Source organism: Streptomyces sp. NPDC051214 (assembly GCF_040682375.1).
In the GTDB taxonomy this organism is placed as follows: domain Bacteria; phylum Actinomycetota; class Actinomycetes; order Streptomycetales; family Streptomycetaceae; genus Streptomyces.
Genome location: NZ_JBFBAT010000004.1, coordinates 430303 through 456211, shown reverse-complemented (window position 1 = coordinate 456211; position 25909 = coordinate 430303). Strand labels below are relative to the sequence as shown.

The window sequence follows — 25909 nt, the reverse complement described above, 5'->3', positions numbered from 1 at the left end:
GTTGTCCGGCCGTTTCCTTTCGGCCGATGCCCCCTTACGTAGTGGAGTCACCCCGCCATGCAGGCAGAACCGAAGAAATCGCAGGCGGGGAACTCGAAGGAGGGTTCGCAGGCGGCCTCCCTCATCGGGCAGGAGTACGAGGTCGAGGTGGGCCCCGTCGCCCACGGCGGCCACTGCGTCGCCCGCACGGCCGAGGGGCGTGTCCTTTTCGTCCGGCACACGCTCCCCGGCGAGAAGGTCATCGCACGCGTCACCGACGGTGACGAGGAGTCCCGCTTCCTGCGCGCGGACGCGGTGACGGTCCTCGACCCCTCCAAGGACCGCGTCGAGGCCCCCTGCCCGTACGCGGGCCCCGGCCGCTGCGGCGGCTGCGACTGGCAGCACGCGAAGCCGGGCGCGCAGCGCCGCCTCAAGGGCGAGGTCATCGCCGAGCAGCTCCAGCGCCTTGCCGGTCTGACCCCCGAGGAGGCGGGCTGGGACGGCACGGTCGTCCCGGCCGAGGGCGACAAGCTGCCCCCGGGCGAGGTCCCGTCCTGGCGCACCCGCGTCCAGTACGCGGTGGACCCCGACGGCAACGCGGGCCTGCGCCGACACCGCTCGCACGAGGTCGAGCCCATCGAGCACTGCATGATCGCCGCTCCCGGGGTCTCCGAGCTGGGCATCGAGAAGCACGACTGGTCCGGCATGGCATCGGTCGAGGCGATCGCCGCCACGGGCTCCCAGGACCGCCAGGTCATCCTCGAACCGAAGCCGGGCGCGCGTCTGCCCCTCGTCGAGCTGGACAAGCCGGTCTCGGTCCTGCGCATCGCCGAGCAGGACGGCGGCGTCCACCGCGTGCACGGCCGTCCCTTCGTCCGCGAGCGCGCCGACAACCGCACCTACCGTGTCGGCAACGGCGGCTTCTGGCAGGTCCACCCGAAGGCCGCCGAGACGCTGATGCTCGCCGTCATGCAGGGCCTGACGCCGCGCAAGGGCGACACGGCCCTCGACCTCTACTGCGGCGTGGGCCTGTTCGCGGGCGCCATCGCCGACCGGGTCGGCGACAAGGGCGCCGTCCTCGGCATCGAGTCCGGCAAGCGAGCCGTCGAGGACGCCCGCCACAACCTCGCCGCCTTCGACCGCGTCCGCATCGAGCAGGGCAAGGTCGAGGCCACCCTGCCGCGCACCGGCATCACGGAGGTCGACCTGATCGTCCTCGACCCGCCGCGCGCGGGCGCGGGCAAGCAGACGGTGAAACACTTGACGGGCCTGGGCGCACGCAGGATCGCGTACGTGGCCTGCGACCCGGCCGCGCTGGCACGGGACCTGGCGTACTTCCGCGAGGGCGGCTACCGGGTGCGGACGCTGCGTGCGTTCGATCTGTTCCCGATGACTCACCACGTGGAGTGCGTGGCGATCCTGGAGCCCGCCACCAAGGGTTCCTGACGCCGGCTCCCCGGCGCGGAAAGGGGCGGCACGTGGAGCAGCCTGCGGCAGGAGCGGCGGGGCACGCCCCGGGAGAGCCCGAGCAGCAGGCTCTCTTCGGGTGGGCGGACGCCTCTACGGCGCCGCCCGCCGCGCCCGGGGCGTTCCGGGACAGTCCGCAGGCCCGGCGGATGCTCGACGTGCGGGAGGTCTACGCGGAGCGGGCGGCGCTCGACTCGCCGCGCGGCCAGCAGATCATGGCCCGGTTGCCGGGTGTGCGCGTGACGGAGGTCGCCGGGCACTGGCGCATCCCCGAACTTCACGGCAACGACGGCAACATCGGCCGGTGGGTCCGCATCAAGACCGAGACGCTCGTCCTCGGGGTCAAGCAGACGCTCACCACGCGCTTCAACGGCAGGTCGGCCGACTGGATCGCGCCGGGCCCCTCCAACGGCTGCGCGATGGCCTGCGCGTACTGCTACGTCCCCCGCCGCAAGGGCTTCGCCAACCCCATCACGCTGTTCACCAACATCGAGGCGATCGTCGCCCACGTCCGGCGCCACGTACGGGCCCAGGGGCCCAAGACGGAACCCAACCAGTGTGATCCACGGGCCTGGGTCTACGACATCGGGGAGAACGGCGACTGTTCCGTCGACGCCCTGGTCTGCGACAACACCGCGGATCTCGTCGCCGCGTTCCGCGGCCTGCCGACGGCGAAGGCGTCCTTCGCGACCAAGTTCGTCAACCCCGATCTGCTCGCGTACGACCCGCAAGGGCGCACCCGGGTGCGCTTCTCCCTCATGCCCGCCGCCGACGCCCGCCTCCTGGACATCCGCACCAGCCCCGTCGCCGAGCGGATCGCCGCGGCCGCCGATTTCCTGGACGCCGGCTACGAGGTGCACTTCAACCTCTCGCCGGTCGTGCTGCGGCCGGGCTGGCAGCGGGACTGGGCCGAGCTGCTCGACCACCTCGACGACGTCCTGCCCGCCCGCGTGAAGGAGCAGGCGGCGGCCGAGGTCATCATGCTGACGCACAATCAGGCGCTGCACGAGGTCAATCTGGGCTGGCACCCCCGCGCCGAGGACGTGCTGTGGCAGCCGGAGGCCCAGGAGACGAAACGCTCCCAGAACGGGGCCGTCAACGTCCGCTACAACCAGGAGATCAAGCGGAATTCCCTGGTGCGCATCCAGGAGATCCTGACCGAGCACGCGCCGTGGCTGCGCGTCAGATACGCCTTCTGAGCATGCGAGGCCGGCCCCGACCAGACTCCGCGCGTGGGCCAGCGGGAGCCGCATCACCGACGACGCGGCTCCCGCCGGAGCCCTTTGTGGTGGGAAATCCCGCATCTCACCCATGGAGGGCATCGCGCGAGGAAGCGACGAGGGGGAGCCTCGTTCCTCGCGCCCCGGGCGGCCGTCGCCGCCCAGTGCGCGGCGGCCGCCGGCAACCAGCCGCTCCTATCGCACGGTCATGACATTACTCCCGCTTTCCTTCACCGTCCGTACACAAGCGCGGAGTTACTACGAACGGCGTCGGGTGCGTCACCCCTTCTGTTCCACCCGCACCCAGTCGACCTCCGCCCTCACGCCGCCCGCCGCGATCCTGTCCACGCTGGACTGCGGCAGGCCCCAGTACGGCTGGGTGACCTTGTTCCAGCCGGCCGGGTAGGCGCCGCCGAGGGCGAGGTTGAGGATGACGTACTGGTCGTGGTCGAAGACCCACTCGCCGCGGGTGGACTCCAGCTTGTTGCGCGTCGTCTCCTGGACCAGGCGGTCGTCGACGTAGAAGCGCATGAGCGTCGGGGTCCACTCCACCGCGTACGTGTGCCACTGGTCGGCCCTGCCGCCGTTCGGATAGGTCTGGCGGGCACCGACGTTGCCGTCCGCCGAGTAGCCGGGGCCGTGCAGCGCGGAACTCGTCCAGTCCGCGTAGCCGACGTTCTCCATGATGTCGGTCTCGCCGGAGGCCGGCCACGAGACGTCCGGGTCGTCGACGTCGCTGCCCAGCATCCAGAAGGCGGGCCAGAACCCGTCGCCGACCGGCAGCTTCATGCGCGCGCTGACCTTGCCGTACGTGAAGTCGAACTTGGTGTTGGTGTCGATGCGGCCCGAGGTGAAGTCGTACGTGCCGCCGCCCGTGGTGGTGCAGTTGTCGCAGTAGTCGGCCTCCAGGACCAGACTGCCGTTCTCCGTACGGATGTTGTCCGTGGAGTCGACGTACGCCTGCGACTCGCCGTTGACCGACCCCATCTCCTGACCGGTCCTGACGACACGCCACTTGGAGCGGTCCAGGCTCCCGGCGGTGAAGTCGTCGAAGAACGTCGTCCGGTACGCCCCCGACTGCTCGCCGGGCAGCGCCGGATACGCGGCGGAGGCGCTGCCGCCGGTGCCCCACACCTCGAACTCGTAGAGGGCGTAACCGAATTGGGCGGTGGACGGTGCCGGGTTGTAGAAGGACCGGCGTTCCTTGCCGAGCATCCGTACGTAGCGTCCGGTCGCCGGCTGAGCGAGGCGCACGTTGTCGTGCCTGCCCACCGCGTCACCGGGGGACTTGACGTCCGCCCGGCGCGCGGCGACCTCCGCTGCGGAAGGTCGGTGGACCGTGCGCCAGGTCCGGTTGTCGTCGGACACCTGGAGTTCGTAGTCGACCGCGTAGGCCGCCTCCCAGTACAGGTCCACGCTGTCGATGGTGGAGCGCGCCCCCAGGTCGACGGAGATCCAGCGGTTGGCGTTCCAGTCGCTTGACCAGCGGGTCTGATCGGCCTTGAGGTCCGCGGGCCGCCCGCCGTCGGTCGCGAAGGACGGGGCGTTGCCCGCGTGCTGGTAGCGGTTGGTGTAGGCGGGGTGGTTCAGGGCCAGGTTGGACCGGGTCGTCGACGCCGGGGCGGGCTCACCGCCGTAGACCTTGAAGGCGTGCAGCGAGTAGCCCCAGGGCGTGGCGCGCTCGATGCCGCGCATCCGCACATAGCGGCCTGTGACCTCCTGGGGGTAGGTGTGGGCGGTGACGGAGCCGCCCGTGCCCGCCGTCTCGGTGTAGAAGGGGGTCCAGTCGGAGCCGTTCCCGGACACCTCCAGGACGTACTTCTTGCCGTACGCGGCTTCCCAGTCCAGTACGACGCGGTCGACGCGGAGGGTGGTGCCGAGGTCCAGGCGTATCCACGCGTCGTCCGCGAACTGGCTCGACCAGCGGGTCGAGGCGTCGCCGTCGAAGGCGGCGCCGGGTCCCGCGCTGCCCGCCTCGTTGCCGGAGGCGGTCGCGGAGGACGGGTTTGCGGTGTACGCCTCGGCGGCGCGGTCGGTGTCCCAGGCCGCTGCGGCGACCGCGCCGGGAGGGTCGGCCGGCGCGGCGGAGGCGAGGCCGGCCATCAGGGTCAGGACGCAGGCCGTCGCCAGCGCGATGACCGGGGTGAGTCTCTTTCTGCCGTAGGTGCGGGTAGTACCGGAGCGCATGCTGCTCTCCTTGCGGATGGGGGAGGACTGGCCCGGGACGTGAGGTGACCGGTGGATCAGGGGAAGGAGACCACCGTGGACGGCACGGTGTTGGATCCGGACGTGGGAGATCCGGTCGCGTTGATGACGTGCGCGTACTGGCCCTTGCCGCCGAGCGAGACGACGAGCAGGTGGTGGAACTTCACGCCCGGCTTGTTCGGCGCGGCGAAGCCGTGTTCCTGCACGATGGTCGGGTCGACGTTGTAGAAGCAGTAGCTGCCCAGGCCCCAGCCCTCATGAGTGGTGACCGAGTCGGCGACCTTGTACGCGGCGAAGCCCCGCAGGCTGCCGTTCTGGATGGCGGCCTGGTTGGGGGCGTCGTACGCCTTCTCGTTCTGGTAGAAGATCGTGCGCCCGCGCTCGCCGTTCCACTGCACGTCGTACTTGTTGAAGTGCTCCACGAACAGGCCGGTCGCGAGCACGTCCGCACCGTTGACGACCATGCCGTAGTCGGCCCGGTTGGTCTCCCAGCCGACGCCGTCGCCGTGGTCCGCGCGCCAGACCCAGGTGTGGTCGACGATGGTGTGGCGGCTGTTGACCACCATGCTGGTGGTGGCCTTGCCCGCGCCCGCGCCGCCGATGCGGATGAACACGTCCTGGACGGTGGTCGGGTTGCCGACGTGGGAGTTCTTCGCGCCCGAGGGGCCGATCTCGACGAGCGTCCTGGAGTTCTGCGGCCCGGCGTCGACCAGGAACCCGGCGAGCCGTATCCCGTCGACGTCGGCGGTCTTCACCGCCGTGACCCCGTTGTCCGGGATGAGGGTGGCGTAGCCGATGCCGAGGACGACGGCGTTCGCCCGCTTGACCTCGATCGGCCGGTCGAGGTGGTAGATGCCGGGGGTGAGCAGGAGGTGCAGCCCCTGGGCGAGGGCGGCGTTGAGGGTGGCCGCGCTGTCGCCCGGCTTGGCGACGTGGAAGGCGGAGAGGGAGAGGGACTGGCCCTGCGGGGTGCCGTGGCCCCAGCTGGTGCCGCGGGCGTTGGTGCGCAGGGCGGGCAGGAAGACCTTGTACTCGGCGCCGTCGAGGTAGATGAAGGGCTTCTCCCGGGAGTACGGGGTGTTGTTCAGGGTGGTGTACGGCGGGTTGGGGAAGGAGTCGCCGGGCGCGCCCTCCACCCCGGAGAACACCATGTTCCACACCGCGTTCAGCCAGCCGCCGATCGAGCTGTCGCGGGTGTACCACTGCTGCTGGGAGTACGGCTGGACGGTGCCGTCGATGCGGCTGTCGGCGATGTAGCCGCCGCTGGCCCAGCCGTAGCCGTTGGGGGCGAGGTTCAGGTCCCCGCGGATGTGCATGCGGCGGAACGGGGCGGCCTGGGAGACCGCCCAGCGGTTGGCGCCGCTGACCGGGGAGAGGGAGAGGTTCTCCGCCGAACGCCAGAAGTTCTGCGTGGCGTTGCCGTTGAACCAGCCCGCATCGACGGTGACGTCGCCGTTGAAGTGGGTGTCGTCGGGGGAGAGCCCCAGACCCATGATCGAGGTGTAGAAGCCGATCTGGGCGTTGAGCCCGCTGTAGTTGCCGGGCTTGAACAGCAGGGCGTAGCGGTCGGTGCCGAACTGCGCCGACTCCTGCTTCCGGAATATCTCGTCCAGCTTGCCCTGGATGCCGCCGGTGGACGGGTCGAAGACGATGACGTTCGGGCCGAAGTCGGGGGCGAAGGCGTTCGCGGGCCGCGGGCGGCGGGCGGCGGGGACCTGCGCCGGGGGTGCGTCGGGAGCGGCGACCGCGTGGGAGGCGAGCATCCCGGTGGCCGGGACCGCCAGAGCGGCGGCCAGGGCGGAGCGGCGGGAGAGGGTGGATCTCGCGGCGGGCGCGGGCTGGTGCTCAGACATGGCGAGTCCTTCGGTCGGGTGGGCGGTGCAGATTCCCCAGTTCGTTCAGAACCTGAACGGTGAGCGCTGAGAGAGCGCTCTCTCGCGTTGGATAGTTGTGTCTGGGACAAGGCGCGTCAAGGGGGTGCGCACGATGTCGCGTGGACTGGGCGGGAAGAAGTCAACTAGGTGCCTGTGTGGGCAAGTTGGCGTCTATCGCTCGTACGTGAGTGATATGTCCGGTGGTGACAGGAGGCCGTCGACGGCCGGTCGGGCAGGCCGATGTGCCCCCGCAGCAGCCAAGGAGCGCCGAACACCCGCCCACGCCGGTTGCTATAAAGACCCCGTGACTGCCGACGCCCCGCGCCCCGCCCGCCCCGTGACCCTGGAGGACGTGGCCCGGACGGCCGGGGTCTCGCGCGCCACCGTCTCCCGGGTCGTGAACGGAGCGCCCACCGTCGACCCGGTTCTGCGCCGCCAGGTGGAGGAGGCGGTCGAGGCCACCGGCTACGTCCCCAACCAGGCAGCCCGGTCCCTGGTGACCCAGCGGACCGACTCCATCGCCCTGGTCGTGTCGGAGCGGGAACGCCGGCCGGTCGAGGCCCCCTTCGTCGGCCGGATGTTCACCGACCCTCACTTCGGCCGCGTGGTCGGCGGCCTTCTGGACGTGCTGCGCCCGGCCGGGGTCCAGATGGTCCTGATGCTGGTGGACGACGACACCTCGCGCCGGCAGTTCCTCTCCTACCTGCGCCAGGGGCACGTGGACGGAACGGTGCTCGTCTCCTCGCACGCCTCCGATCCGCTGCCCCGGCTGCTCGCGGAGACCGGGCTGCCCGCCGTGCTCGCGGGACGTCCGGCCCAGACGGTCCCGCTGCCGTACGTGGAGGTGGACCAGCGGGCGGGGGCGCGGATGGCCGTCGACCGTCTGGTGGCCGGGGGGCGCCGGGCGATCGGCAGCGTCGCGGGACCGCAGGACATGCCGGCCGCCCAGGAGCGCCTCCAGGGCTTCCGTGACGCGCTGGCGGCGCACGGCATCACCGAAGCGCCCTGGGCGGAGGGCGACTTCACCCGGGTGGGCGGCGCCGAGGCCACGCGGCTGCTCCTCGCCGAACGCCCGGACCTGGACGGCGTGTTCGTCGCGTCGGACCTCATGGCGCAGGGCGCGCTGCAAACCCTCCTGCGGGCGGGCAGACGGCTGCCGCAGGACGTGGCGGTGGTCGGCTTCGACGACAGCGAGGCCGCCGGTGCCTGTGAACCCGCCCTGACCACGGTCCGGCAGCCGGTGGAGGAGATGGCCGCCGAGATGGCCCGGCTGCTCCTGGGGCGGATCAAGCGGCCGGGGCGCGCGCCGCTGTCGATGGTGTTCCGTCCTGCGCTGGTCGAGCGGGCGTCGGCGTGAGCGGCCACGCGTGGGCGGCCCGGCTCAGGACAGCAGCGCCACCAGCGTGACCGTGGTCCCGGCCGTGCAGACCGCGATGTCGACCTGGTCCGTGAGGGCCTGGGCCAGCCACAGGCCCCTGCCGCTCTCGGCCTCGTCGCCGTCGGGCAGGGTCGCCGCCGTGCACGGCTCGGCCCTGGGCAGCCCCGGGCCGCTGTCCGCGATCACGCAGCGCAGCCCCTCGGTCGTGTGCGCGAGATGGATGCGGCCCTTGCCGCCGCCGTGCACGACGGCGTTGCTGGCGACCTCGTGCACGGCGAGCACGAAGTCGCTGAGCCGGGGATCGCACAGGCCGGCGTCCTCGGCGCGGCGGTTGACCAGGAAGCGCAGACGGGCCAAGTCCGCCATGGTGAAGGGAAGTTCCAGGAGGGTCGTCCTGCCCCGTGGCGGGGCGAGGGTGGCGTCCAGGTGCTCCCGGTGCTCCCGGTGCTCCCGGTGCGGTGCCGGGTCACCGCCGTTGTCGTCGTTGCCGATGCCGCGGTTGAGGATCACGTCGCGGATCACCCTTCGCCCAAGACCAGTTGAGGCACGTCGACGGCTCCGCAGAGCCGTATCACTCTGTCCTGCTCGGGCCGTGACCGGACCGCCAGAAGGTGGTCGCGGGGCAGCCCGCCCGCGAGCCGCACCAGCGTCGACGCGGCGTGTACGTCCATGAAGCACAGCTCGGAGAGATCGAGCAGACGCGGGCGGTCCGGGCCGCTCAGGGCGCGCGCGAGCGCCGAGTCGAACTCCTCGCGCGTGGCGAGGTCGATGTCTCCTGCGACCCGCAGTTCAGCGCCGACCCGGGCGATGTCCAGGGCGCCGAGGTGACCCAGTATCTGTTTGGGGTGGGCACGGCGGACCCGGTCGAGGACGCCTTCGCCGAACTTGCGCCGGTCGTACTCGCAGATGGCGGTGAACCCGATGTCGGCGAAGAGCGGCGAGAGCCCGGTCTCGTACTCGACCAGGAGATCCTGGTCGACGCCCGGTTCGGTGGCCCAGCCCATGTCGCCGACCGCCCGGATCCCGGAGAATCCGTCGTGGCGTGCCTTGTCGGTCAACTCCATCCAGGTGGCCGCGCGTTCGACGGGGTCGAAGCCGGTGACGGGGTCGTACCCGGGGACTTCGTTCACCACGACGAGGCGGCCGTCCATGAGCGCGGACCCCAGCGGAAAACCGCCGGCGCTCAGCTGCTCGGCCGCGACGGCGGGAGTGGTGGCCCGGTCGGTGAAGAACACCACTTGTTCGCCGCGTGACAGGCCTATGTCGGCGTACGCGGCACGGAGTTCCCAGCGGGTTTCGTCGTCGTCGAATCCGAGGCATGCGTGGTCCCCGGAATTCATACGGGTGACGGAGACCGTCCTGGTCACAGAACTGGCATCCATGGGGCAGAGCCTAGGGTCCGCGCGAGGCGGCACGGCCGTCGTGATCACTGTTGACTGAAGTCGTTCCAATCGCTCGACAACTCGATAGTTCGTTGGGCGGCGCGCTTGCGGGACACGATGATCCCCGCATGGTTTCGACTCCTCCCGGGGCCGGCGGGGGTTCGCGACGCCTCACGTGGGCACGACGGTGACCTCCGTCGCCTTCACGCTGGTCCACACCCGCGTCCCGTCGGTGAGGCCGAGTTCGGCGGCGGCCTGCGGGGTGATCTCGGCGACGAGGTCGGGCGCCTGGGGCGAGGTGATCAGGAGCCGGAGTCTGCTGCCGCTGGTGGTGATCTCGCGGATGGTGCCGGGCCAGACGTTGCGGGGGCTGCCGGTGGGCCTGTCGCGGTGCACGGAGACCGCTTCCGGGGCGATGATCGCCAGGGCCTCGGTGCCCGGCGGCAGCGGGTCGGCGATCACCAGGGTCCCCCCGCCGGGCAGGGCGAGCCCCTCGGGTCCCGCGGTGCCGGGCCAGGCGTTGCGGCCCAGCATCCTGGCGACCCAGGGGGAGCGCGGATGCCGGGTCACCTCGGCGGGTGCCTCGTCCTGGAGGGCGATCCCCTGGTCCAGTACGAGGACCCGGTCGGCGAGGGACACCGCCTCGACGGGATCGTGCGTGACGATCAGGCAGACGCCGCCGAAGGAGTCGAGGTGCGTGCGCAGGGTGTGGCGCACGTGGGCCCGGGTGGTCTGGTCGAGGGCGGCGAGCGGTTCGTCAAGCAGGAGCAGCCGGGGCCGGGCCGCCAACGCCCGTGCCAGCGCCACCCGTTGGGCCTGACCGCCGGAGACCTGGGCCGGCCTGCGGTGCGCGAGGTGCCCGACGCCGAGCCGGTCGAGCCACTCCTGGGCGCGCCGCCTGGCCTCGGCTCGCGGGACCCCCAGCGCGCGCGGTCCGTACGCCGTGTTGGCGAGGGCGCTCATGTGCGGGAAGAGGGCGCCGTCCTGCGGGACCCAGGCGACGTGACGGCGGTGCGGCGGAAGTCCGGTGACGTCGGTGTCGCCGAGCCGGAGCTCGGCGTGGGCGCGCGGGGTGAGGCCGAGGAGCGCGCGCAGCAGCGTGGTCTTGCCCGCGCCGTTGGGCCCCACGACGGCGATGGTGGTGCCCGGCTCGGCGTCCAGGGTGAGCCGGTTGAATCCGGTGACCTCGGCGTGCAGGGACCACTGCTCCGGCGCTGGCGACGGCGACGGGGACGGGGGCTCGTCCGCCGGGGACTCCGGTGCCGGCGCCTGGGGCAGCGAGGGCGAAGCCCCCTCCTCCGGCAGCCGCTCGTACCGCCCCTTGCGCCGGTCGCCCGGGGTGCCCATCCAGCGGCCGCGCAGCGCGACGAGCACCGCCATGGCGATGGCGAGCAGCAGCAGCGACACGGAGGTCGCGGCCTCGGGGGAGTCCTGCAGCAGCAGGTACACCTGGAGGGGCAGGGTCTGGGTGGTGCCGGGGAGGTTGCCCGCGAAGGTGATGGTCGCGCCGAACTCGCCGAGGGCCCGCGCCCAGGTCAGGGCGGCTCCGGCGATGAGCCCGGGAGCGACCATCGGCAGCGTGACGGTGCAGAACACCCGTACGGGGGAGGCGCCCAGGGACGCCGCGGTCTCCTCGTAACGAGGGCGGAGGCCACCGAGCGCGCCCTCGAGACTGATGACGAGGAACGGCATCGCCACGAACGTCGCGGCGACCACCGCGCCGGACATGTGGAACGGCAGAGTGATCCCGAACGCGTCGTCGAGCCACGGCCCGAGCAGCCCGCGCCGACCGAAGGCGAGCAGCAGGGCGACGCCGCCCACGGTGGGCGGAAGCACCATCGGGAGCAGCACGAGGGAACGTACGACCGCCTTGCCGGGAAAGTCGACGCGGGCGAGCAGCCAGGCCAGCGGCACCCCGAGCAGCAGGGAGAGCGCCAGCGCCCAGAAGGAGACGACGAGGGACAGTTGCAGTGCCTGCGTGGTCCCCTCGGTGGTCAGGTGGGCCCCGAGCTCGCCCCATTCCGTACGGGCGAGGATGCCGAGCAGCGGCAGCATCAGGAACGCGACGGCGAGCAGCGCGGGGATCGCGAGGGCGATCGGGGTGCGGGGGCCGGCGGTGCGGCCGCGCAGGCGTTTCATCGTGGTCCCTGGGGTGCGCGCTGAGTGGTTCGCGAGGTGAGGGGGCGTCAGGGGCGGTCCGGAAGACGGCCGGAGCGCCCCGACCGGGGAGGCGGCCGGCCCCCTCACCTCGGCGGGTGCGGCTCCATCCTGCCGGGGGTTGTCGTCTTCTCCCGGCAAGGTGGGCCACGGCTTTCCGGGCGGTGGCTACGGCTTCTCGAAGCCCGCGTCCCGCAGGATCTTCTGTGCGGCGGGCGTGGAGAGCCACTTCACGAACGCGGTCGCTGCCTCCGCGTGCTCCGATGTCTTCAGGGTGGCCGCGGGGTACTGGGCGATCGCGTTCTCGCCGTCGGGGATCTTGACCGCGTCGACCTTGTCGGCAGCGGTGGCCGCGTCGGTCTTGTAGACGAGCCCGGCGTCGGCCTCGCCCAACTCGACCTTGCTCAGGACCGCGCGGACGTTGGGCTCCTGCGAGACCGGCTTCACGTCGATGTCCTGGTCGGCCAGGATCTGCTCGCCGTAGCGGCCGACGGGCACCTCGGGCGCGGCGAGGACGACCTTCAGCTTGCTGTCCGAGAGGTCCTTCAGCTCGGCGACCTTCTTCGGGTTGCCCGCGCCGACCGCGATGACCAGGCGGTTCTTGGCGATGACGGACGGCTTCCCGGTGTCGGCGCCGAGCCCGTCCATGGTCTTGGTGTCGGCGGTGACCAGGGCGTCGGCCGGGGCGCCCTGCTTGACCTGGGCGGCCAGTTCCTGCGAACCGGCGAACGAGAAGTTGACCTTCGTGCCCGGGTGCTCCTTCTCGTACGCGGCGCCCGCGGTCTTGAAGACGTCGGTGAGCGAGGAGGCGGCGAGCACGGTGAGGTCGGCCTTCGGGGCGGCGGCGCCCGCGGGCTTCTTGCCGCTGTCGTCCTTGCCGTCGTCGTTGCCGCAGGCGGCGAGCGGGACGAGCAGGGCCGCCGTCAGCACGGCGGCCGCGGCGCGGCGCCGGGCGGGGGTGAGAGCTGGGGACATGAGCGTGAACTCCTAGAAGCCGGGCCGCCGGCGCGGTCCGGCCCGTGGTGGCGGGCCCTGGCGTGCGGGCCAGGGGCGGACCCTGGCGTGCGGGCCAGGGGTCAGGTGCGGTCGATGTGCACGCTGGTGGACTTCACGCGGGCGGTCGCCTGCATGCCGACCTCCAGACCGAGCTCCTCCACGGCCTCCCGGGTCAGGAGCGAGACGAGCCGGTGGGGACCTGCCTGGATCTCGACCTGGGCCGCGATGTCGCCGAGCTTCACGGCGGTGACGATGCCGGGGAAGGCGTTGCGGGCCGAGGTGTAGGGCACCTCTTCCTCGCCGCCCGCTCCCTGCGTCTGCCCCTGCGCGACCTCGACGGAGAACGCGGCGAGATCACGGCCGTCGATGAGCCGACGGCCGCCTTCGTCCCGGTGGGTGGCGACCCGCCCGGCGTCCGCCCAGCGACGAGCGGTGTCGGGGCTGACGCCGAGCAGGCGTGCCGCCTGTCCGATGGTGTAGGACTGCATGCGCGACACGATAGGCCGCATCGCCTGGCATCTACAACACTTCTGGGCGTTCCTCCATGGCAGATGCGGACACGTTGGAGGAACGGTCAAGTGGAGGAACGGTCAGGAGGTCTCCCGCACCTGCGGCACCTGCTCGAGGACGATGTCGAAGTGCGTGGCGTACGCGTCGAGCACGTCGGCGTCCGTGGCCAGTTCGGCGGTGTGGCGCTCCCCGGCCTCCGTCGTGGTGAGGGTGCGGCCGCTGAGGGTGATCCGTCCGGTCTCGGTGAGCATCGAGCAGACCAGTGACCGCGTGAAGTGGGACCGGGGCGAGGTGCGGTGCCACCAGGCGCCGGACGTGAAGTCACCGAGGGCGCGCGGGCGCAGGTCGACCACGTACTGCGCCTTGCCGTCCCTGCTGACGTCCAGGTCGCCCTCGGGGGTCTCGGTGATGCGGAAGACGCCGCCCGGGTCTTGCTGGTCGCCGCGCTCGCCGACGACCAGCGGGAAGTGGCTGTGGGTGCCGAAGCCGATGTCCGCGAGCAGCTCGTCGCCGTCGTGGGTGCGTACGCGCAGTGCGAGGTGGTCGTAGGGAATCCCGGGGCGCCCTTCGCCGTCGTACACGCGGGCCTGCAACAGGGTCACCTCGAAGCCGAGGGCGGTGAGCAGCGCGGCGAAGGCACCGTTGAGTTCGTAGCAGAAGCCGCCGCGCCGGGCGCCGACGACCTTCGCGACCAAGGAGTCCTCGGTGAGGTCGATGTCCTCCCCGAGGTGGATGGAGAGGTTCTCGAAGGGGACGGCGCGCAGGTGCGCGAGGTGCAGGTCGTGCAGGGCCCGCGTGGTGGGAGCGGCGGGGCGCTCGGCGCCGATGCGGCGCAGGTAGGCGTCCGTCGTATCAAAATCCATGGGCAGATTCTCGCGCGTCGCGCATCATGGGCGCCTGCTCTCGCCGCACAGCCGTCGCCTCGGCGTCGTGGAGCTGGGGGCGCCCCTGTCTCCGTACCGAAGGAACCCATGCCCGTACCGAAGGAACCGATGCCGGCCGAACCCGTTCCCTTCCGGACCTCCGTCCCCGACGACGTACTGAACGACCTGCGGACGCGCCTGAAGCGCACCCTCTTCACGCAGCCCTCCGACTCCACGTACTGGGCGGCGGGCGTCGACCCCGGCTATCTGCGCGACCTCGTCGCCCACTGGGCCGACGGCTTCGACTGGCGTGCCGCCGAGGCCCGGCTCAACGCCTTCCCCCAGTACGTCGCCGAAGTCGCCGGACGGCGCGTGCACTTCGTCCACCTGCGGGGCCGCAGGCCCGATGGCGCCCCCGCGCCGCTGCCGCTGGTCCTGAGCCATGGCTGGCCCAGCAGCTTCGTGGAGATGCTGCGGGTCGCGGGGCGCCTGGCCGACCCGGGCGCGCACGGCGGTGACCCGGCCGACGCCTTCGACGTGGTGATCCCCTCGCTGCCCGGCTTCGTCCACTCCGAGCTGCCGCGCGAGCCGTTCACCCGCAGGGGCGTCGCCGAGATCTGGCACGAGCTGATGACCGGGACGCTGGGCTACGAACGCTTCGGTGCCTTCGGCGGGGACATCGGCGGCGGGGTCACGCAGTGGCTCGGCGCCCTCTATCCGCGGACCGTTGCCGGCGTGCACGTCACCTCCGCCGTGATCACGGAAGAGTTCGACGCGGAGCCGCCGACCGCCGAGGAACGGTCGTATCTCGACGCGCTGGCCGCGTACGACGTGGGGGACCAGGGCTACAGCGAGATCATGTGCACGCGTCCGGACACGATCGCCGCGGCCCTGATGGACTCGCCCGCGGGGCTCGTCGCCTGGATCGCCGACAAGTACCGCGACTGGAGCGACTGCGGCGGCGATCTGGAGGCCCGCTGGGACAAGGACACCCTGCTCACCGTCGCGACCCTGTACTGGGCCACCGGCAGCATCGGCTCGTCCTTCCGCCAGTACTACGACTACCCCCGGAACAAGCCGGTGCCGCCCATCACCGTCCCCGGAGCCATCACCCTCAGCCATGAACCGGCGTTCGCCGACTACCCCAGGAGCCTGGCCGAGCGCGCCTTCACCGACCTGCGCCACTGGAGCACCCCGAAGCGGGGCGGGCACTTCATGGCGCACGAGGAGCCCGAGCAGGTGGCCCGGGAGCTGCGGACCTTCTTCCGACCCCTCAGGTGAGTTAGGTTAGGCTTAGCTAACTTGATGTTGTCGCCGGACGTCGTGTGCTCGACGTCGTGGGCCGGGCCAGGAAGGCGGGGAACGATGCGGGTCCTCTTCGTGTGCGGATGAGCGTGACCACGGGGGTGCCCGCGGCCGATGCGGCGCCCCGCCGTATCGCGGGCGCCGCGCCCCGCGTCGAACGCGTCGCCGCCCGTGCCGCCGACGCCACCGAGGCCGAACGTGCCGTCGTCCTGGAGGAGTTCTGGGCGGATGCCGCACGCCGTGGCACCCCCCTGATCGAGGCTCTGGAGGGCGATCCGGACCACCGCGCCGTGACGTTCCTGTGGCGGGGCCACCGCGCCACCCGGCAGGTGCTGCTCATCGCCGAGGGCATCGCGGACCGTACGGACCTCGCCGCGTCCCGGCTGAGCCCGCTGCCCGGCACGGACATCTGGCACCTCACCTACCGGCTGCGTGCCGACCACCGCGGCTCGTACCGCATGGCGGCCGACATCTCGCCCGGCGAACCGCCCGCATCCGCCGAACTCCTCCAGCGGCGACTGCTCTCCCTGTCCGCACACGCCGCGCCCGACCCGCTCAACCACCGCACGATGCCCGGACGTTGGCAGGACCGCGATGCCTCCGTGTACGAACTCCCGCGGGCGCCCGCCCTGCCCGGGGCCGGACTGCGCGCCGCTGTGCCCCGCGGGAGCGTCGAGCGGCACCGGCTGCCCGCCGGGGTGCTCGGCGTCGAGCGGGACGTGTGGGCGTACCTCCCGCCGGGCGGCCGGAGGGCCGAACTGCCGGTGCTCGTGCTGCACGACGGCGACATGTGGTTCGGGCGGCTCGCCTTCCAGGACACGCTGGACGCCCTCGTCGCCGACGGCGCCGCGCCGCCGCTCGCGGTCCTCGCCCCGGATGCCGTCGACAGGGCCACACGCACCCGGGAACTCGGCGCGCACGACAGCCATGTGCGCTTCCTCGCCGATGAGCTGCTGCCGTGGGCGGTCGGCCGCCTGCCCCTCACCACCGACCCCGCGCGCACGCTCGTCGCGGGCCAGGGCCTCGCCGGACTGACCTCCCTGTACGCGGGACTCCTGCGGCCGGAACGGTTCGGCAACGTCCTCGCCCAGTCCGCGCCACTCGCGGGACTCGACGTCAGCGCCTCCCCGCCCGTCACTGCCTCCCGGCCCCTCACCGTGCGCCTGGACGTCGGACTGCACGAGAAAGAAATTCTTGATCATCATCGCGATCAGTACGAGACCCTGCGCTCGCGCGACTGCCGGGTGACCCTTAACGCGTACAACGGCGGTCATGACTGGGCCTGTTGGCGCTCCTGTCTGACCGAAGGGCTTGTGGGACTCCTGGGACACTGACCCGCCGGCACTGGCACACTGGTTCGCCCGCTCCGTGTCGCTGTTGGGCTGAACGGGTGAGGTCGCGTAAGAATGAGCCAGTGCAGATATCGAGTGCGAGCCAGGACGGGGTGGAGCGTTGAACAGCCACGACGTCACCGATGAACAGTGGGAAGGGCTCGCCCAGGTCGTACCGTTGCGCAGCCGCAACGAATGGCCGTCCTGGCCCGGCCACCGTGCGATGCCCGACGCGGAGACCGAGGCGCGGCGGCGTTTTGTGGTGATGCGGGTGAACATCTTCGCGGACGCCCGTGAGGTCGCCGAGACCGTGATGGCGCAGATCCCGGTCCTCCTCGACCTGACCGGGGCCGAGACGGACGTCGCCAAGCGCGTACTGGACTTCAGCAGCGGCGTGGTCCTCGGGCTCGGCTGCGGGATGCACCGGGTCGACAAGAACGTCTTCCTTCTGGCGCCGCCCGGCACCGAGGTGCAGGGGCTCGTCGCGGCGGCACAGTCGTAGCGGACGCCTTCGTAGCGGACGCCTTCGCAGGGGACGCAGGGGTTCGATTCTTCCGCGGAATCCCTCATTCGTAGGAAGGTCACTTGGGCGGAACGGTTCACCAGAGCCGTTGCCGCCTACCGTCCGGACATGACTGTGCACCTCCCGGAGGCGGCCGCCGAGCCACCGTCGGGCCCGGACCGGAGCCGCGTCACCGAACTGCGTCTCTCGGCCTTCGCCTCGCACCGGAGCGCCGTGTTCCCGCTCGGACCGCTGACCCTCGTCGCGGGGCCGAGCGGAAGCGGCAAGACCACCGCACTCGCCGCGTACGAGGCGCTGGCGCGGCTCGGCGCGGGCGAGGAACTCGTCGACGTCTTCGCCGATCCCGTGGCCTGCGTGCCCGACCGCGCGCGGGGCGACGGACAGCAACGGCGCGGTTTCCGCATCGGCTGCACGATCGACGGCCCCGTCGGGGCGCTGCGGCTCGACGTCGCCGTACAGGCCGAGCCCGAGCTGCGCGTCGTGGGCGAGCGGCTGACCCGGGGCGGGCTCACTCTCCTGGAGACGGCGCTGCGCGATCCCGGGCGCCGGGCGGTGCAGGCCGCCTGGCACACGGCGGGCATGACGCCGGTGACGCGCGGCCCGCTGCCGGACGACCGGCTCGGCACGGCGCTGCTGCCGCTGCGGGTCGCGGGCAAGACCGAGGGGCAGCGGCTGGTGCTCGCCGCGGCCGAACAGGTGGTGGTCGCGCTGCGCTCGGTGTTCCCGTGCGCTCCCCGACCCCGCCTCATGCGGCTGCCCGTGCCGCCCGGACTGATCGGCGCGGGGCGCCTGTTGAGCGGCTGCGACAACCTCGCCGAGGTGCTGCTCCGTACGAGGCAGGAGTGCGGCCACCGTCACGCGCGGCTGGTGAGCGCGGTCCGGGCGGGGTGTGCGGGGCCGGTCGCGGACGTGCTCGCGGAGGTGGCCGACGACGGCTCGGTCCATGCGCTCATCGACCGGGGCGGCGGCATCAGGTCGCCCGTCGGGCGGCTCGGGGACGGCGAGTTGCGGTATCTGGCGCTGGCCCTGGTGCTGCTCACCGGGCCCGGGGTCCTTGAGGTGGACCCGGTGGCCGAGGTGCCGGCGGCCTACCAGAGCCTCACCGTGCTCGCCGACGGACTCGACCACTTCCTCGACCAGCGGCAGAAGCGCGCACTCGCCGAACTGGCGGCGGGCACCTGCGAGCGCGGCCACATCCGCCTCGTCGGGACGGTGAGCGACGCGTCATGGGGCGCACTGGTGGGCGGGGCCGCGATGGTAGACCTGGGGGCGTGACGGAACTTGATGTAGCGGGACTTCAGCGCAGGCTGGCCGACTTCGCGGCGAAGCGGGACTGGGAGCAGTACCACACGCCGAAGAATCTGGCCGCCGCGCTCAGCGTGGAGGCGTCCGAACTGGTCGAGATCTTCCAGTGGTTGACCCCGGACGAGTCGGCACGGGTGATGGAGGACCCGGAATCGGCGCACCGGGTGACGGACGAGGTCGCCGACGTGCTGGCCTACCTGCTGCAGTTCTGCGAGGTGCTCGGCATCGACGCGCTGGCGGCGCTCGACGCGAAGATCGACCGGAACGAGCGGCGTTTTCCCGCGAGGTGAGTGCGTGACCCGGTCCCCCTGGAAGTCCGGGGGCCCTGTGTGCCGGCCACGCAGATCTATGTTGCGTAGATTTGTCACTCTCTGGAGTGGACGCGTTGTCCACAGTCGATAACTTGTCCACAGATTTCCTGGTTGCTCTGGCTTTTCGTCCCGCTGGCACTCACTCTGGGTAGTGAGCAAGGGAGTTCGGGTGAACGTGCGGTGGGTGTGCGCGCGGGATGGGTGGGGGTGCGCATGGAGGCGATGCGGCTCATCGAGGCGAGCAAGCACGCACTGGCGCGGAGCCAGGACCCCTCGGACATCGTCGCCGAGGTGTGGCAGTCCCAGGCCCTCGCGCAGGCGATCGGCAGCCGGCTCGCGATCGCCGGGCCTCCGGAGTTACGGGGGGAGGCGCTCGGCCTGAGCGAGGTCGGCGGCAGAGGCTGCGGGGTTCTGGTCACCCCGGGGCTTGGGACGGAGGAGATCCGGGCGGCGCGGCTCACGAACATCGGCCAGGCGCACGAGGTGCTGCGCGGGCTCGACGAACTGCTCGGCGATGTGGGGATCGCGCTGGTCGGCGTGGCCATGGGCGCGGACGACGAGGGGGTGTACTGGCAGTGCATGGAAGCGATCGACGCCGCCGACGAGTCGAGGGACCGGGTGCTCGAGATGCTGCGCAGGCTCGCGGTGCGCGAACAGAGCCTGCCCGAGCCCGACTCGGCGGCGGGGTCGCCATGATGCGGGGTCGTGCCGGGGGCCGGGAGAGGCCGGCCGGCACGGGCGCCGGGGGAGTGCCGGTGCGGTCAGAAGCGGTGGGGCTCGTCGCCCGCAGGGGGACGAGAGGCGGGGGACGTGCTGCCGTCGGCCGTCGTGGACTGCTGCAGATCCGCGTCGAGCTGGGTCAGGTCCGCGTTGAGCGCGGCCATCAGCTCCTCCATCTGCTGGAGCAGGCCCTTGGGTGGGCCATGCTGCTCGGGCACGGATTCGCGCGCGGCCTCCTGCTCGGGTACGGCTTCCTGGGTCATGGCGGCCTCCTCGGCCCTCGCCCTCCAGGACGCGGAGGGCAGCTGATGCAAGCGACGCACCGGCAGCTGCCGCCGACGCGGGGGCCGGGCGGTCCGGCTCCGCCCGAGCCAACGATCATCTGCGGCGGCGGGTCACTGGGGCGGGGCCACACCGGATGCGGGGTTGACGGAATTTCACCCGGCCGGGGCGGCGCGCGACCGCGGGGGCCGGTGGAGTTGACGGAAGCACGGCAGGGGTCGACTCCACCGGCACGGCCCGGCCGAGGGGCGGGCGAGGGGCGGTCAGGTCAGCTGCGACATGACCTGCGAGGAGATCAGCTCCAGGTGGTCGAGGTCGTCCAGGTCGAGGATCTGGAGGTACATGCGCTGCGAGCCGACGGCCTGGTAAGCGGCGATCCTCTCCACGACCTCGGCCGGGGAGCCCGCGAGTCCGTTCGCCCTCAGGTCCTCCACCTCACGTCCGATCGCGTCGGCACGGCGCTTGACCTCCGCGTCCGTCTTGCCGACGCAGGCCACCAGGGCGTTGGAGTAGGTGAGGTCGTCGGCGTTGCGGCCGATGTCCTCCGCGGCGGTGCGCACGCGCTTGAACTGCTGCTCGGTGTCGGCGAGAGAGGCAAAGGGGATGTTGAACTCGCTTGCGTAGCGGGCCGCGAGGGCGGGCGTCCGCTTGGCGCCGTGGCCGCCGATGAGGACGGGCACCTTGGGCTGCGCGGGCTTGGGAAGAGCGGGGGAATCGGAGAGCTGGTAGTAGGTGCCGTCAAAGGTGAAGCGCTCGCCGACCGGGGTCTCCCACAGGCCGGTGACGATGGCGAGTTGCTCCTCCAGGCGACCGAACTTCTCCTTCGGGAAGGGGATTCCGTACGCGGAGTGCTCTGCCTCGTACCACCCCGAGCCGAGGCCGAGCTCGATGCGGCCGCCCGACATCTGGTCGACCTGCGCGACCTGGATCGCGAGGACGCCGGGCAGCCGGAAGGTGCCCGCGGTCATCAGCGTGCCGAGCCGGATGCGCCGGGTCTCACGGGCCAGGCCGGCCAGGGTGATCCAGGCGTCGGTGGGGCCGGGAAGGCCGTCGGAGGAGCCCATCACGAGGTAGTGGTCGGAGCGGAAGAAGGCGCTGTAGCCGAGGTCGTCGGTGGCCTTGGCGACGCGGAGGAGCGTCTCGTAGGTCGCACCCTGCTGCGGTTCGGTGAAGATTCGAAGGTCCATGCAGCTATCTTGCCCGGACGCCCGTTGCGGTTTCAGTCCCCCGCAGGCCGTGTTGCGGCTGGTCGCTCCAGGCGCCCGAGGGGCCGCTCGGGCGCCTGGCACACGGGCCCGGAGGCTAGGCTTCGGCACTGGCTGTCCGGGCGAGGGGCCCGGGGACGGAGTCGCGGTGGGGGTTGGGGACGAGATGGTCGCTGGCAGAGTGGTGCGGTTCGACGGCGCGCGGGGATACGGGTTCATCGCCCCGGAGCACGGTGGGGAAGACGTGTTCCTGCACGCCAACGACCTGCTGATCCCGGAGCCCTTGGTGCACACGGGGGCGCGGGTCGAGTTCGAGATCGAGGAGGGTGAGCGCGGGCCCAAGGCGTCGTCCGTCCGGCTCCCCGCGGGGGCGCAGGCGCAGATGGCAGCGCCGTTCGCGGGCGGCAGGGCCCCGGTGCCGCCGTCCGTCCAGGCGTCGGCCGCCGGGTTCGACGACGGTGAGGAGCCGACCTGCGACGTGCTCAGCGTCGCGGAGTACTCGTTCGAGGTGACCGAGCTGCTCCTGGAGGTGGCTCCGTGGATGACCGGGGAGCAGATCAAGCAGCTCCGCGAGCAACTGGTGCAGCACGGCAGGAGCCACGGCTGGGCGGAGGGCTGACGGGTCACGAGGGGACGAAAAACCCCTGAGTGAGTCAGTGGTGTCCGCTGTACGGTCTAGAGGCGCGCTGGAGCCGCAACCCGTAAGTTTCCGCAGTTCAGATTGCGTTTCGAGGCATACCCGTGTTCCTGACGATCAGTACCTCCGGTACCCCTGAGAGCCCCGCGACCGACCTCGGGTTCCTGCTGCACAAGCATCCCGACAAAGCGCAGCGGTTCTCCACGTCGTACGGCACCGCGCACGTCCTGTACCCCGAGGCGTCCGTGGAGCGTTGCACCGCCGCGCTGCTGCTCGAGGTGGACCCCGTGGCGCTGGTGCGGCGGGGCAAGGGGAAGGGGCGGGGCGGAGCCCCCGACGCGGCGCTCGCGCAGTATGTGAACGACCGGCCGTACGCCGCTTCCTCGCTGCTCGCTGTGGCGCTGAGCGCGGTGTTCTCCAGCGCCATGCGCGGGGTGTGCAACGCGAGGCCCGAGCGGGCGGCGCGGCCGTTGCCGCTGCACGTCGAGGTGCCCGCGCTGCCGGCGCGTGGCGGCGCGGACCTGGTGCGCAAGCTGTTCGAGCCGCTCGGCTGGACGGTCACGGTGACGCGCGTGCCGCTGGACGAGCAGTTCCCCGAGTGGGGCGACTCGCGGTACGTCCACCTCGTACTGGACGTGCCCGACGGGAAGTTGACCCTCGGGGAGGCGCTTCGGCACCTCTATGTCCTGCTGCCGGTGCTCGACGACGCCAAGCACTACTGGGTCTCGTCGGACGAGGTCGACAAACTGCTGCGTGCCGGTGACGGCTGGCTCGCGGACCACCCCGAGCAGAAGGTCATCACCAGCCGCTATCTGGCGCGGCGCTGGTCGCTGACCAGGGAGGCCATGCACCGGCTCGAACTGGTGCGGCTCGCCGACGCGGACGACACGGATGTCGACGACCTCGACAACGCGGTCGACGAGGAAAGCGACACAGAGGAAAAGGCCGTTCCGCTCGCCGCGCTGCGGCGCGAGGCGATACTCGCGGCGCTGGGGGCGGCCGGGGCCGGGCGGGTGCTCGATCTCGGGTGTGGGCAGGGGCAGTTGGTGCAGGCGCTGCTCAAGGACACGCGGTTCACCGAGATCGCCGGTGTCGACGTGTCGATGCGGGCGCTGACCATCGCCTCGCGGCGGCTGAAGCTCGACCGCATGGGCGAGCGGCAGGCCGAGCGCGTCAAGCTCTTCCAGGGCTCGCTCGCGTACACCGACAAGCGGCTCAAGGGGTATGACGCCGCCGTGCTCAGCGAGGTCATCGAGCACCTCGACGAGGAGCGGCTGCCCGCCCTGGAGTACGCGGTGTTCGGCTCCGCGCGGCCGCGCACCGTGCTCGTGACGACGCCGAACGTCGAGTACAACGTCCGCTGGGAGACGCTCCCCGCCGGGCACGTCCGGCACGGCGACCACCGGTTCGAGTGGACGCGTGAGGAGTTCCGCGGGTGGGCCGGGCAGGTCGCCGAACGGCATGGGTACGGCGTGGAGTTCGTGCCCGTCGGGGACGACGACCCCGAGGTGGGCCCGCCGACCCAGATGGCCGTCTTCACACAGACCGACACGACCGACCGGACCAACAAGACCAACAAGACCAACAAGACCGACAAGACCGACAAGAACGCGAAGGAGGTGCGGGCGGCATGACGAACGAAACCAGCGCCAGCACCAGTACAGCCGCCGCTCGCGCGGGGCGGGTGCTGCCCGTCACCGACCTCTCGCTCGTCGTCCTCGTCGGTGCCACCGGATCCGGCAAGTCCACTTTCGGCCGCAAGCACTTCAAGCCCACCGAGGTGCTCTCCAGCGACTTCTGCCGGGGCCTCGTCGCCGACGACGAGAACGACCAGGGCGCGAGCGGCGACGCCTTCGACGTGCTGCACTACATCGCGGGCAAGCGCCTCGCCGCAGGCCGGCGCACCGTCGTCGACGCGACGAACGTGCAGAGCGAGAGCCGCAAGCAGCTGATCGAGCTCGCCAGGCAGTACGACGTCCTGCCCATCGCCATCGTCCTGGACGTCCCCGAGGAGGTCTGCGCCGCACGCAACGCACAGCGCGCCGACCGGGTCGGCATGCCCCGCCGTGTCATCCAGCGCCACCAGCGCGAACTGCGGCGTTCACTCAAGCACTTGGAGCGCGAAGGGTTCAGGAAGGTCCACGTCCTCAGGGGAGTGGAGGAGGTGGACCACGCCACCATCGTCACCGAGAAGCGTTACAACGACCTCTCGCACCTCACCGGCCCCTTCGACATCATCGGTGACATCCACGGCTGCGCCGCCGAGCTGGAGACACTGCTCGGCAAGCTCGGCTACGTCGACGGCACGCACCCCGAAGGGCGTACGGCCGTGTTCGTCGGTGACCTCGTCGACCGCGGCCCGGACTCGCCGGGTGTGCTGCGCCGCGTGATGTCGATGGTCGGCGACGGCAGCGCCCTGTGCGTACCGGGCAACCACGAGAACAAGCTCAGCCGCTACCTCAAGGGGCGCAAGGTCCAGCACACCCACGGACTCGCCGAGACCGTCGAGCAGTTGGAGGCCGAGAGCGAGGAGTTCCGCGCGAGCGTGCGCGAGTTCGTCGACGGCCTCGTCTCGCACTACGTCCTGGACGGGGGCAAGCTCGTCGTCTGCCACGCGGGCCTGCCCGAGAAGTACCACGGGCGTACGTCGGGCCGGGTGCGCTCGCACGCGCTGTACGGCGACACGACCGGCGAGACCGACGAGTTCGGCCTGCCCGTGCGGTACCCGTGGGCGGAGGACTACCGCGGCAGCGCCGCCGTGGTCTACGGCCACACCCCCGTGCCGACCGCGACCTGGCTGAACAACACCATCTGCCTGGACACCGGCGCCGTCTTCGGCGGCAGCCTCACCGCGCTGCGCTGGCCGGAGCGCGAACTGGTCGACGTACCGGCGGAGCGGGTCTGGTACGAACCGGCCAGGCCGTTGCGCACCGAGGCCCCCGGCGGTCACGACGGGCGGCCGCTCGACCTGAACGACGTGCACGGCCGCCGCGCCGTGGAGACCGGTCACGCGGGACGGGTCGCGGTGCGCGAGGAGAACGCGGCGGCGGCCCTGGAGGTCATGAGCCGGTTCGCCGTCGACCCGAGGCTCCTTCCGTACCTCCCGCCGACGATGGCGCCCACCGCGACATCGCAGCGTGAGGGCTATCTGGAGCACCCGGCCGAGGCCTTCGCGTCGTACGCCGCCGATGGAGTCGGCCGGGTCGTGTGCGAGGAGAAGCACATGGGCTCGCGCGCCGTGGCCCTGGTGTGCCGCGACGCGGACGTGGCCCGCGAGCGCTTCGGCGTGGACGGCCCGACCGGCTCGCTCTGCACCCGCACCGGCCGCCCCTTCCTGGACGACGCGAAGGTCACCGAGGAGATACTCGGCCGCCTGCGCACCGCCGTCACCGAGGCGGGCCTGTGGCAGGAACTGGACACGGACTGGCTGCTGCTCGACGCGGAGTTGATGCCCTGGTCGCTGAAGGCCTCCGGTCTGCTGCGCACGCAGTACGCCGCCGTGGGTGCCGCGGCCGGAGCCGTCTTCCCCGGCGCGATCGCCGCCCTGGAAGCGGCGGCGGCGCGTGGTGTGGAAACTGGTGGGCTGCTCGCCAAGCAGCGGGAACGGGCTGTGGACGCGGCCGCGTTCACGGATGCCTACCGCCGGTACTGCTGGCCGACCGAGGGCCTGGAGGGCGTGCGTCTCGCGCCGTTCCAGATCCTGGCCGTCCAGGGCCGCAGCCTCGCCGCTCTCCCGCACGACGCACAGCTCGGCCTCATCGACCGCATGGTGGAGCACGACGGCACCGGACTGCTCCAGACCACCCGGCGGCTCTATGTCGACACGGGCGACGAGGCATCGGTCCAGGCAGGCATCGACTGGTGGCTGGAGATGACCAGCCGCGGCGGCGAGGGCATGGTCGTCAAGCCGGTCGAGGCGCTGGTCAGGGACGCGAAGGGCAGGATCGTGCAGCCCGGCATCAAGTGCCGGGGACGCGAGTACCTCCGGATCATCTACGGCCCGGAGTACACCCGCCCCGACCACCTCGACAAGCTGCGGAGCCGGTTCCTCGGCCACAAGCGCTCGCTGGCGATCCGTGAGTACGCCCTCGGCCTGGAGGCCCTGGACCGCCTCGCGGCAGGCGAACCGCTGTGGCGCGTGCACGAGGCGGTGTTCGCGGTCCTGGCCCTGGAATCGGAGCCGGTGGACCCGCGGCTCTAGCCGACGAGACCCGCGGCTCCGGCCGACGAGGCCCGGGGTTTGGTCAACGGCGGGCGTC

General features: G+C 71.6%; 22 protein-coding genes. 12 read left to right on the top strand and 10 right to left on the bottom strand.

All coding sequences use genetic code 11. The features are described 5' to 3' along the window. Positions 1-57 precede the first annotated feature (57 nt). Positions 58-1425, top strand: coding sequence for a class I SAM-dependent RNA methyltransferase (locus tag AB0M70_RS13220; protein ID WP_365819534.1), 1368 nt, complete (start codon positions 58-60; stop codon positions 1423-1425). Positions 1426-1457: 32 nt separating this feature from the next. After that, a complete protein-coding gene (locus AB0M70_RS13215) occupies positions 1458-2645 on the top strand; it encodes a spore photoproduct lyase family protein (protein ID WP_365819532.1) in 1188 nt (395 codons plus the stop codon). A 300-nt stretch (positions 2646-2945) separates the two neighbouring features. Here the strand turns inward: AB0M70_RS13215 and AB0M70_RS13210 are convergent, their stop codons facing one another. Then, on the bottom strand, positions 2946-4853 hold the full coding sequence (locus AB0M70_RS13210) for a discoidin domain-containing protein (RefSeq protein WP_365819530.1): 1908 nt from the start codon (positions 4851-4853) through the stop codon (positions 2946-2948). Positions 4854-4909: 56 nt separating this feature from the next. Further along, positions 4910-6724 (bottom strand): coagulation factor 5/8 type domain-containing protein, encoded by a 1815-nt coding sequence (locus AB0M70_RS13205; protein ID WP_365819528.1) that lies wholly within the window; start codon positions 6722-6724, stop codon positions 4910-4912. Between the two features lie 325 nt (positions 6725-7049). On the opposite strand from AB0M70_RS13205, the gene AB0M70_RS13200 reads away from it, so the two are divergent. After that, complete coding sequence (locus tag AB0M70_RS13200; RefSeq protein WP_365819526.1) at positions 7050-8102, top strand: LacI family DNA-binding transcriptional regulator; 1053 nt, start codon at positions 7050-7052, stop codon at positions 8100-8102. A 24-nt stretch (positions 8103-8126) separates the two neighbouring features. Here the strand turns inward: AB0M70_RS13200 and AB0M70_RS13195 are convergent, their stop codons facing one another. The 6 genes from AB0M70_RS13195 to AB0M70_RS13170 all read right to left on the bottom strand — a co-directional run bounded on the left by AB0M70_RS13195 (position 8127) and on the right by AB0M70_RS13170 (position 14031). Then, entirely contained in the window at positions 8127-8633 is a 507-nt protein-coding gene (locus AB0M70_RS13195) for an ATP-binding protein (RefSeq protein ID WP_365819524.1), read from the bottom strand. Between the two features lie 8 nt (positions 8634-8641). Then, positions 8642-9505, bottom strand: a complete 864-nt coding sequence (locus tag AB0M70_RS13190) for an MEDS domain-containing protein (protein WP_365819522.1) — start codon at positions 9503-9505, stop codon at positions 8642-8644. 171 nt (positions 9506-9676) lie between these two features. After that, on the bottom strand, positions 9677-11644 hold the full coding sequence (locus tag AB0M70_RS13185) for an ABC transporter permease (RefSeq protein WP_365819520.1): 1968 nt from the start codon (positions 11642-11644) through the stop codon (positions 9677-9679). A 186-nt stretch (positions 11645-11830) separates the two neighbouring features. Further along, a complete protein-coding gene (gene modA, locus AB0M70_RS13180; RefSeq protein WP_365819518.1) occupies positions 11831-12637 on the bottom strand; it encodes a molybdate ABC transporter substrate-binding protein in 807 nt (268 codons plus the stop codon). Between the two features lie 101 nt (positions 12638-12738). Beyond that, complete coding sequence (locus AB0M70_RS13175; protein WP_365819516.1) at positions 12739-13146, bottom strand: helix-turn-helix transcriptional regulator; 408 nt, start codon at positions 13144-13146, stop codon at positions 12739-12741. Positions 13147-13248: 102 nt separating this feature from the next. Further along, the gene (locus tag AB0M70_RS13170; RefSeq protein WP_365819514.1) at positions 13249-14031 is read right to left on the bottom strand and encodes an arylamine N-acetyltransferase; all 783 of its coding nucleotides are present in this window, start codon (positions 14029-14031) and stop codon (positions 13249-13251) included. 108 nt (positions 14032-14139) lie between these two features. On the opposite strand from AB0M70_RS13170, the gene AB0M70_RS13165 reads away from it, so the two are divergent. The 6 genes from AB0M70_RS13165 (at position 14140) to AB0M70_RS13140 (ending at position 19502) form a co-directional block, all read left to right on the top strand. After that, on the top strand, positions 14140-15312 hold the full coding sequence (locus tag AB0M70_RS13165; RefSeq protein WP_365819512.1) for an epoxide hydrolase family protein: 1173 nt from the start codon (positions 14140-14142) through the stop codon (positions 15310-15312). Between the two features lie 107 nt (positions 15313-15419). Then, complete coding sequence (locus tag AB0M70_RS13160) at positions 15420-16670, top strand: alpha/beta hydrolase-fold protein (RefSeq protein WP_365819510.1); 1251 nt, start codon at positions 15420-15422, stop codon at positions 16668-16670. Positions 16671-16788: 118 nt separating this feature from the next. Next, positions 16789-17169, top strand: a complete 381-nt coding sequence (locus AB0M70_RS13155) for a cell division protein SepF (protein ID WP_365819508.1) — start codon at positions 16789-16791, stop codon at positions 17167-17169. A 129-nt stretch (positions 17170-17298) separates the two neighbouring features. Beyond that, a complete protein-coding gene (locus AB0M70_RS13150; protein ID WP_365819506.1) occupies positions 17299-18465 on the top strand; it encodes an ATP-binding protein in 1167 nt (388 codons plus the stop codon). Next, positions 18417-18785 (top strand): nucleotide pyrophosphohydrolase, encoded by a 369-nt coding sequence (locus AB0M70_RS13145; protein WP_365819504.1) that lies wholly within the window; start codon positions 18417-18419, stop codon positions 18783-18785. The genes AB0M70_RS13150 and AB0M70_RS13145 overlap by 49 nt, the downstream gene beginning before the upstream one ends. 234 nt (positions 18786-19019) lie before the next feature. After that, the gene (locus AB0M70_RS13140; protein WP_365819827.1) at positions 19020-19502 is read left to right on the top strand and encodes a DUF6099 family protein; all 483 of its coding nucleotides are present in this window, start codon (positions 19020-19022) and stop codon (positions 19500-19502) included. Between the two features lie 65 nt (positions 19503-19567). Here the strand turns inward: AB0M70_RS13140 and AB0M70_RS13135 are convergent, their stop codons facing one another. Next, positions 19568-19789, bottom strand: a complete 222-nt coding sequence (locus AB0M70_RS13135) for a hypothetical protein (protein ID WP_365819502.1) — start codon at positions 19787-19789, stop codon at positions 19568-19570. A gap of 282 nt (positions 19790-20071) precedes the next feature. Continuing rightward, on the bottom strand, positions 20072-20995 hold the full coding sequence (locus AB0M70_RS13130) for an LLM class F420-dependent oxidoreductase (RefSeq protein ID WP_365819500.1): 924 nt from the start codon (positions 20993-20995) through the stop codon (positions 20072-20074). A 184-nt stretch (positions 20996-21179) separates the two neighbouring features. Between AB0M70_RS13130 and AB0M70_RS13125 the strand changes: the two genes are divergently transcribed. The 3 genes from AB0M70_RS13125 (at position 21180) to AB0M70_RS13115 (ending at position 25851) form a co-directional block, all read left to right on the top strand. Then, the gene (locus tag AB0M70_RS13125) at positions 21180-21632 is read left to right on the top strand and encodes a cold shock domain-containing protein (protein ID WP_365819498.1); all 453 of its coding nucleotides are present in this window, start codon (positions 21180-21182) and stop codon (positions 21630-21632) included. Positions 21633-21754: 122 nt separating this feature from the next. Then, positions 21755-23284, top strand: coding sequence for a 3' terminal RNA ribose 2'-O-methyltransferase Hen1 (locus tag AB0M70_RS13120; protein WP_365819496.1), 1530 nt, complete (start codon positions 21755-21757; stop codon positions 23282-23284). Then, a complete protein-coding gene (locus AB0M70_RS13115) occupies positions 23281-25851 on the top strand; it encodes a polynucleotide kinase-phosphatase (protein ID WP_365819493.1) in 2571 nt (856 codons plus the stop codon). The genes AB0M70_RS13120 and AB0M70_RS13115 overlap by 4 nt, the downstream gene beginning before the upstream one ends. The last annotated feature ends 58 nt before the right edge of the window (positions 25852-25909 follow it).

Excerpts from the sequence above, each read along its gene's own strand:
- AB0M70_RS13135 (WP_365819502.1), bottom strand. The coding sequence starts at position 19,789 with ATGACCCAGGAAGCCGTACCCGAGCAGGAGGCCGCGCGCGAATCCGTG.
- AB0M70_RS13150 (WP_365819506.1), top strand. The coding sequence starts at position 17,299 with ATGACTGTGCACCTCCCGGAGGCGGCCGCCGAGCCACCGTCGGGCCCG.
- AB0M70_RS13170 (WP_365819514.1), bottom strand. The coding sequence starts at position 14,031 with ATGGATTTTGATACGACGGACGCCTACCTGCGCCGCATCGGCGCCGAG.
- AB0M70_RS13205 (WP_365819528.1), bottom strand. The coding sequence starts at position 6,724 with ATGTCTGAGCACCAGCCCGCGCCCGCCGCGAGATCCACCCTCTCCCGC.
- AB0M70_RS13185 (WP_365819520.1), bottom strand. The coding sequence starts at position 11,644 with ATGAAACGCCTGCGCGGCCGCACCGCCGGCCCCCGCACCCCGATCGCC.
- AB0M70_RS13115 (WP_365819493.1), top strand. The coding sequence starts at position 23,281 with ATGACGAACGAAACCAGCGCCAGCACCAGTACAGCCGCCGCTCGCGCG.
- AB0M70_RS13190 (WP_365819522.1), bottom strand. The coding sequence starts at position 9,505 with ATGGATGCCAGTTCTGTGACCAGGACGGTCTCCGTCACCCGTATGAAT.
- modA (WP_365819518.1), bottom strand. The coding sequence starts at position 12,637 with ATGTCCCCAGCTCTCACCCCCGCCCGGCGCCGCGCCGCGGCCGCCGTG.
- AB0M70_RS13125 (WP_365819498.1), top strand. The coding sequence starts at position 21,180 with ATGGTCGCTGGCAGAGTGGTGCGGTTCGACGGCGCGCGGGGATACGGG.
- AB0M70_RS13165 (WP_365819512.1), top strand. The coding sequence starts at position 14,140 with ATGCCCGTACCGAAGGAACCGATGCCGGCCGAACCCGTTCCCTTCCGG.
- AB0M70_RS13220 (WP_365819534.1), top strand. The coding sequence starts at position 58 with ATGCAGGCAGAACCGAAGAAATCGCAGGCGGGGAACTCGAAGGAGGGT.
- AB0M70_RS13210 (WP_365819530.1), bottom strand. The coding sequence starts at position 4,853 with ATGCGCTCCGGTACTACCCGCACCTACGGCAGAAAGAGACTCACCCCG.
- AB0M70_RS13160 (WP_365819510.1), top strand. The coding sequence starts at position 15,420 with ATGAGCGTGACCACGGGGGTGCCCGCGGCCGATGCGGCGCCCCGCCGT.
- AB0M70_RS13145 (WP_365819504.1), top strand. The coding sequence starts at position 18,417 with ATGGGGCGCACTGGTGGGCGGGGCCGCGATGGTAGACCTGGGGGCGTG.
- AB0M70_RS13175 (WP_365819516.1), bottom strand. The coding sequence starts at position 13,146 with ATGCAGTCCTACACCATCGGACAGGCGGCACGCCTGCTCGGCGTCAGC.
- AB0M70_RS13130 (WP_365819500.1), bottom strand. The coding sequence starts at position 20,995 with ATGGACCTTCGAATCTTCACCGAACCGCAGCAGGGTGCGACCTACGAG.
- AB0M70_RS13140 (WP_365819827.1), top strand. The coding sequence starts at position 19,020 with ATGGAGGCGATGCGGCTCATCGAGGCGAGCAAGCACGCACTGGCGCGG.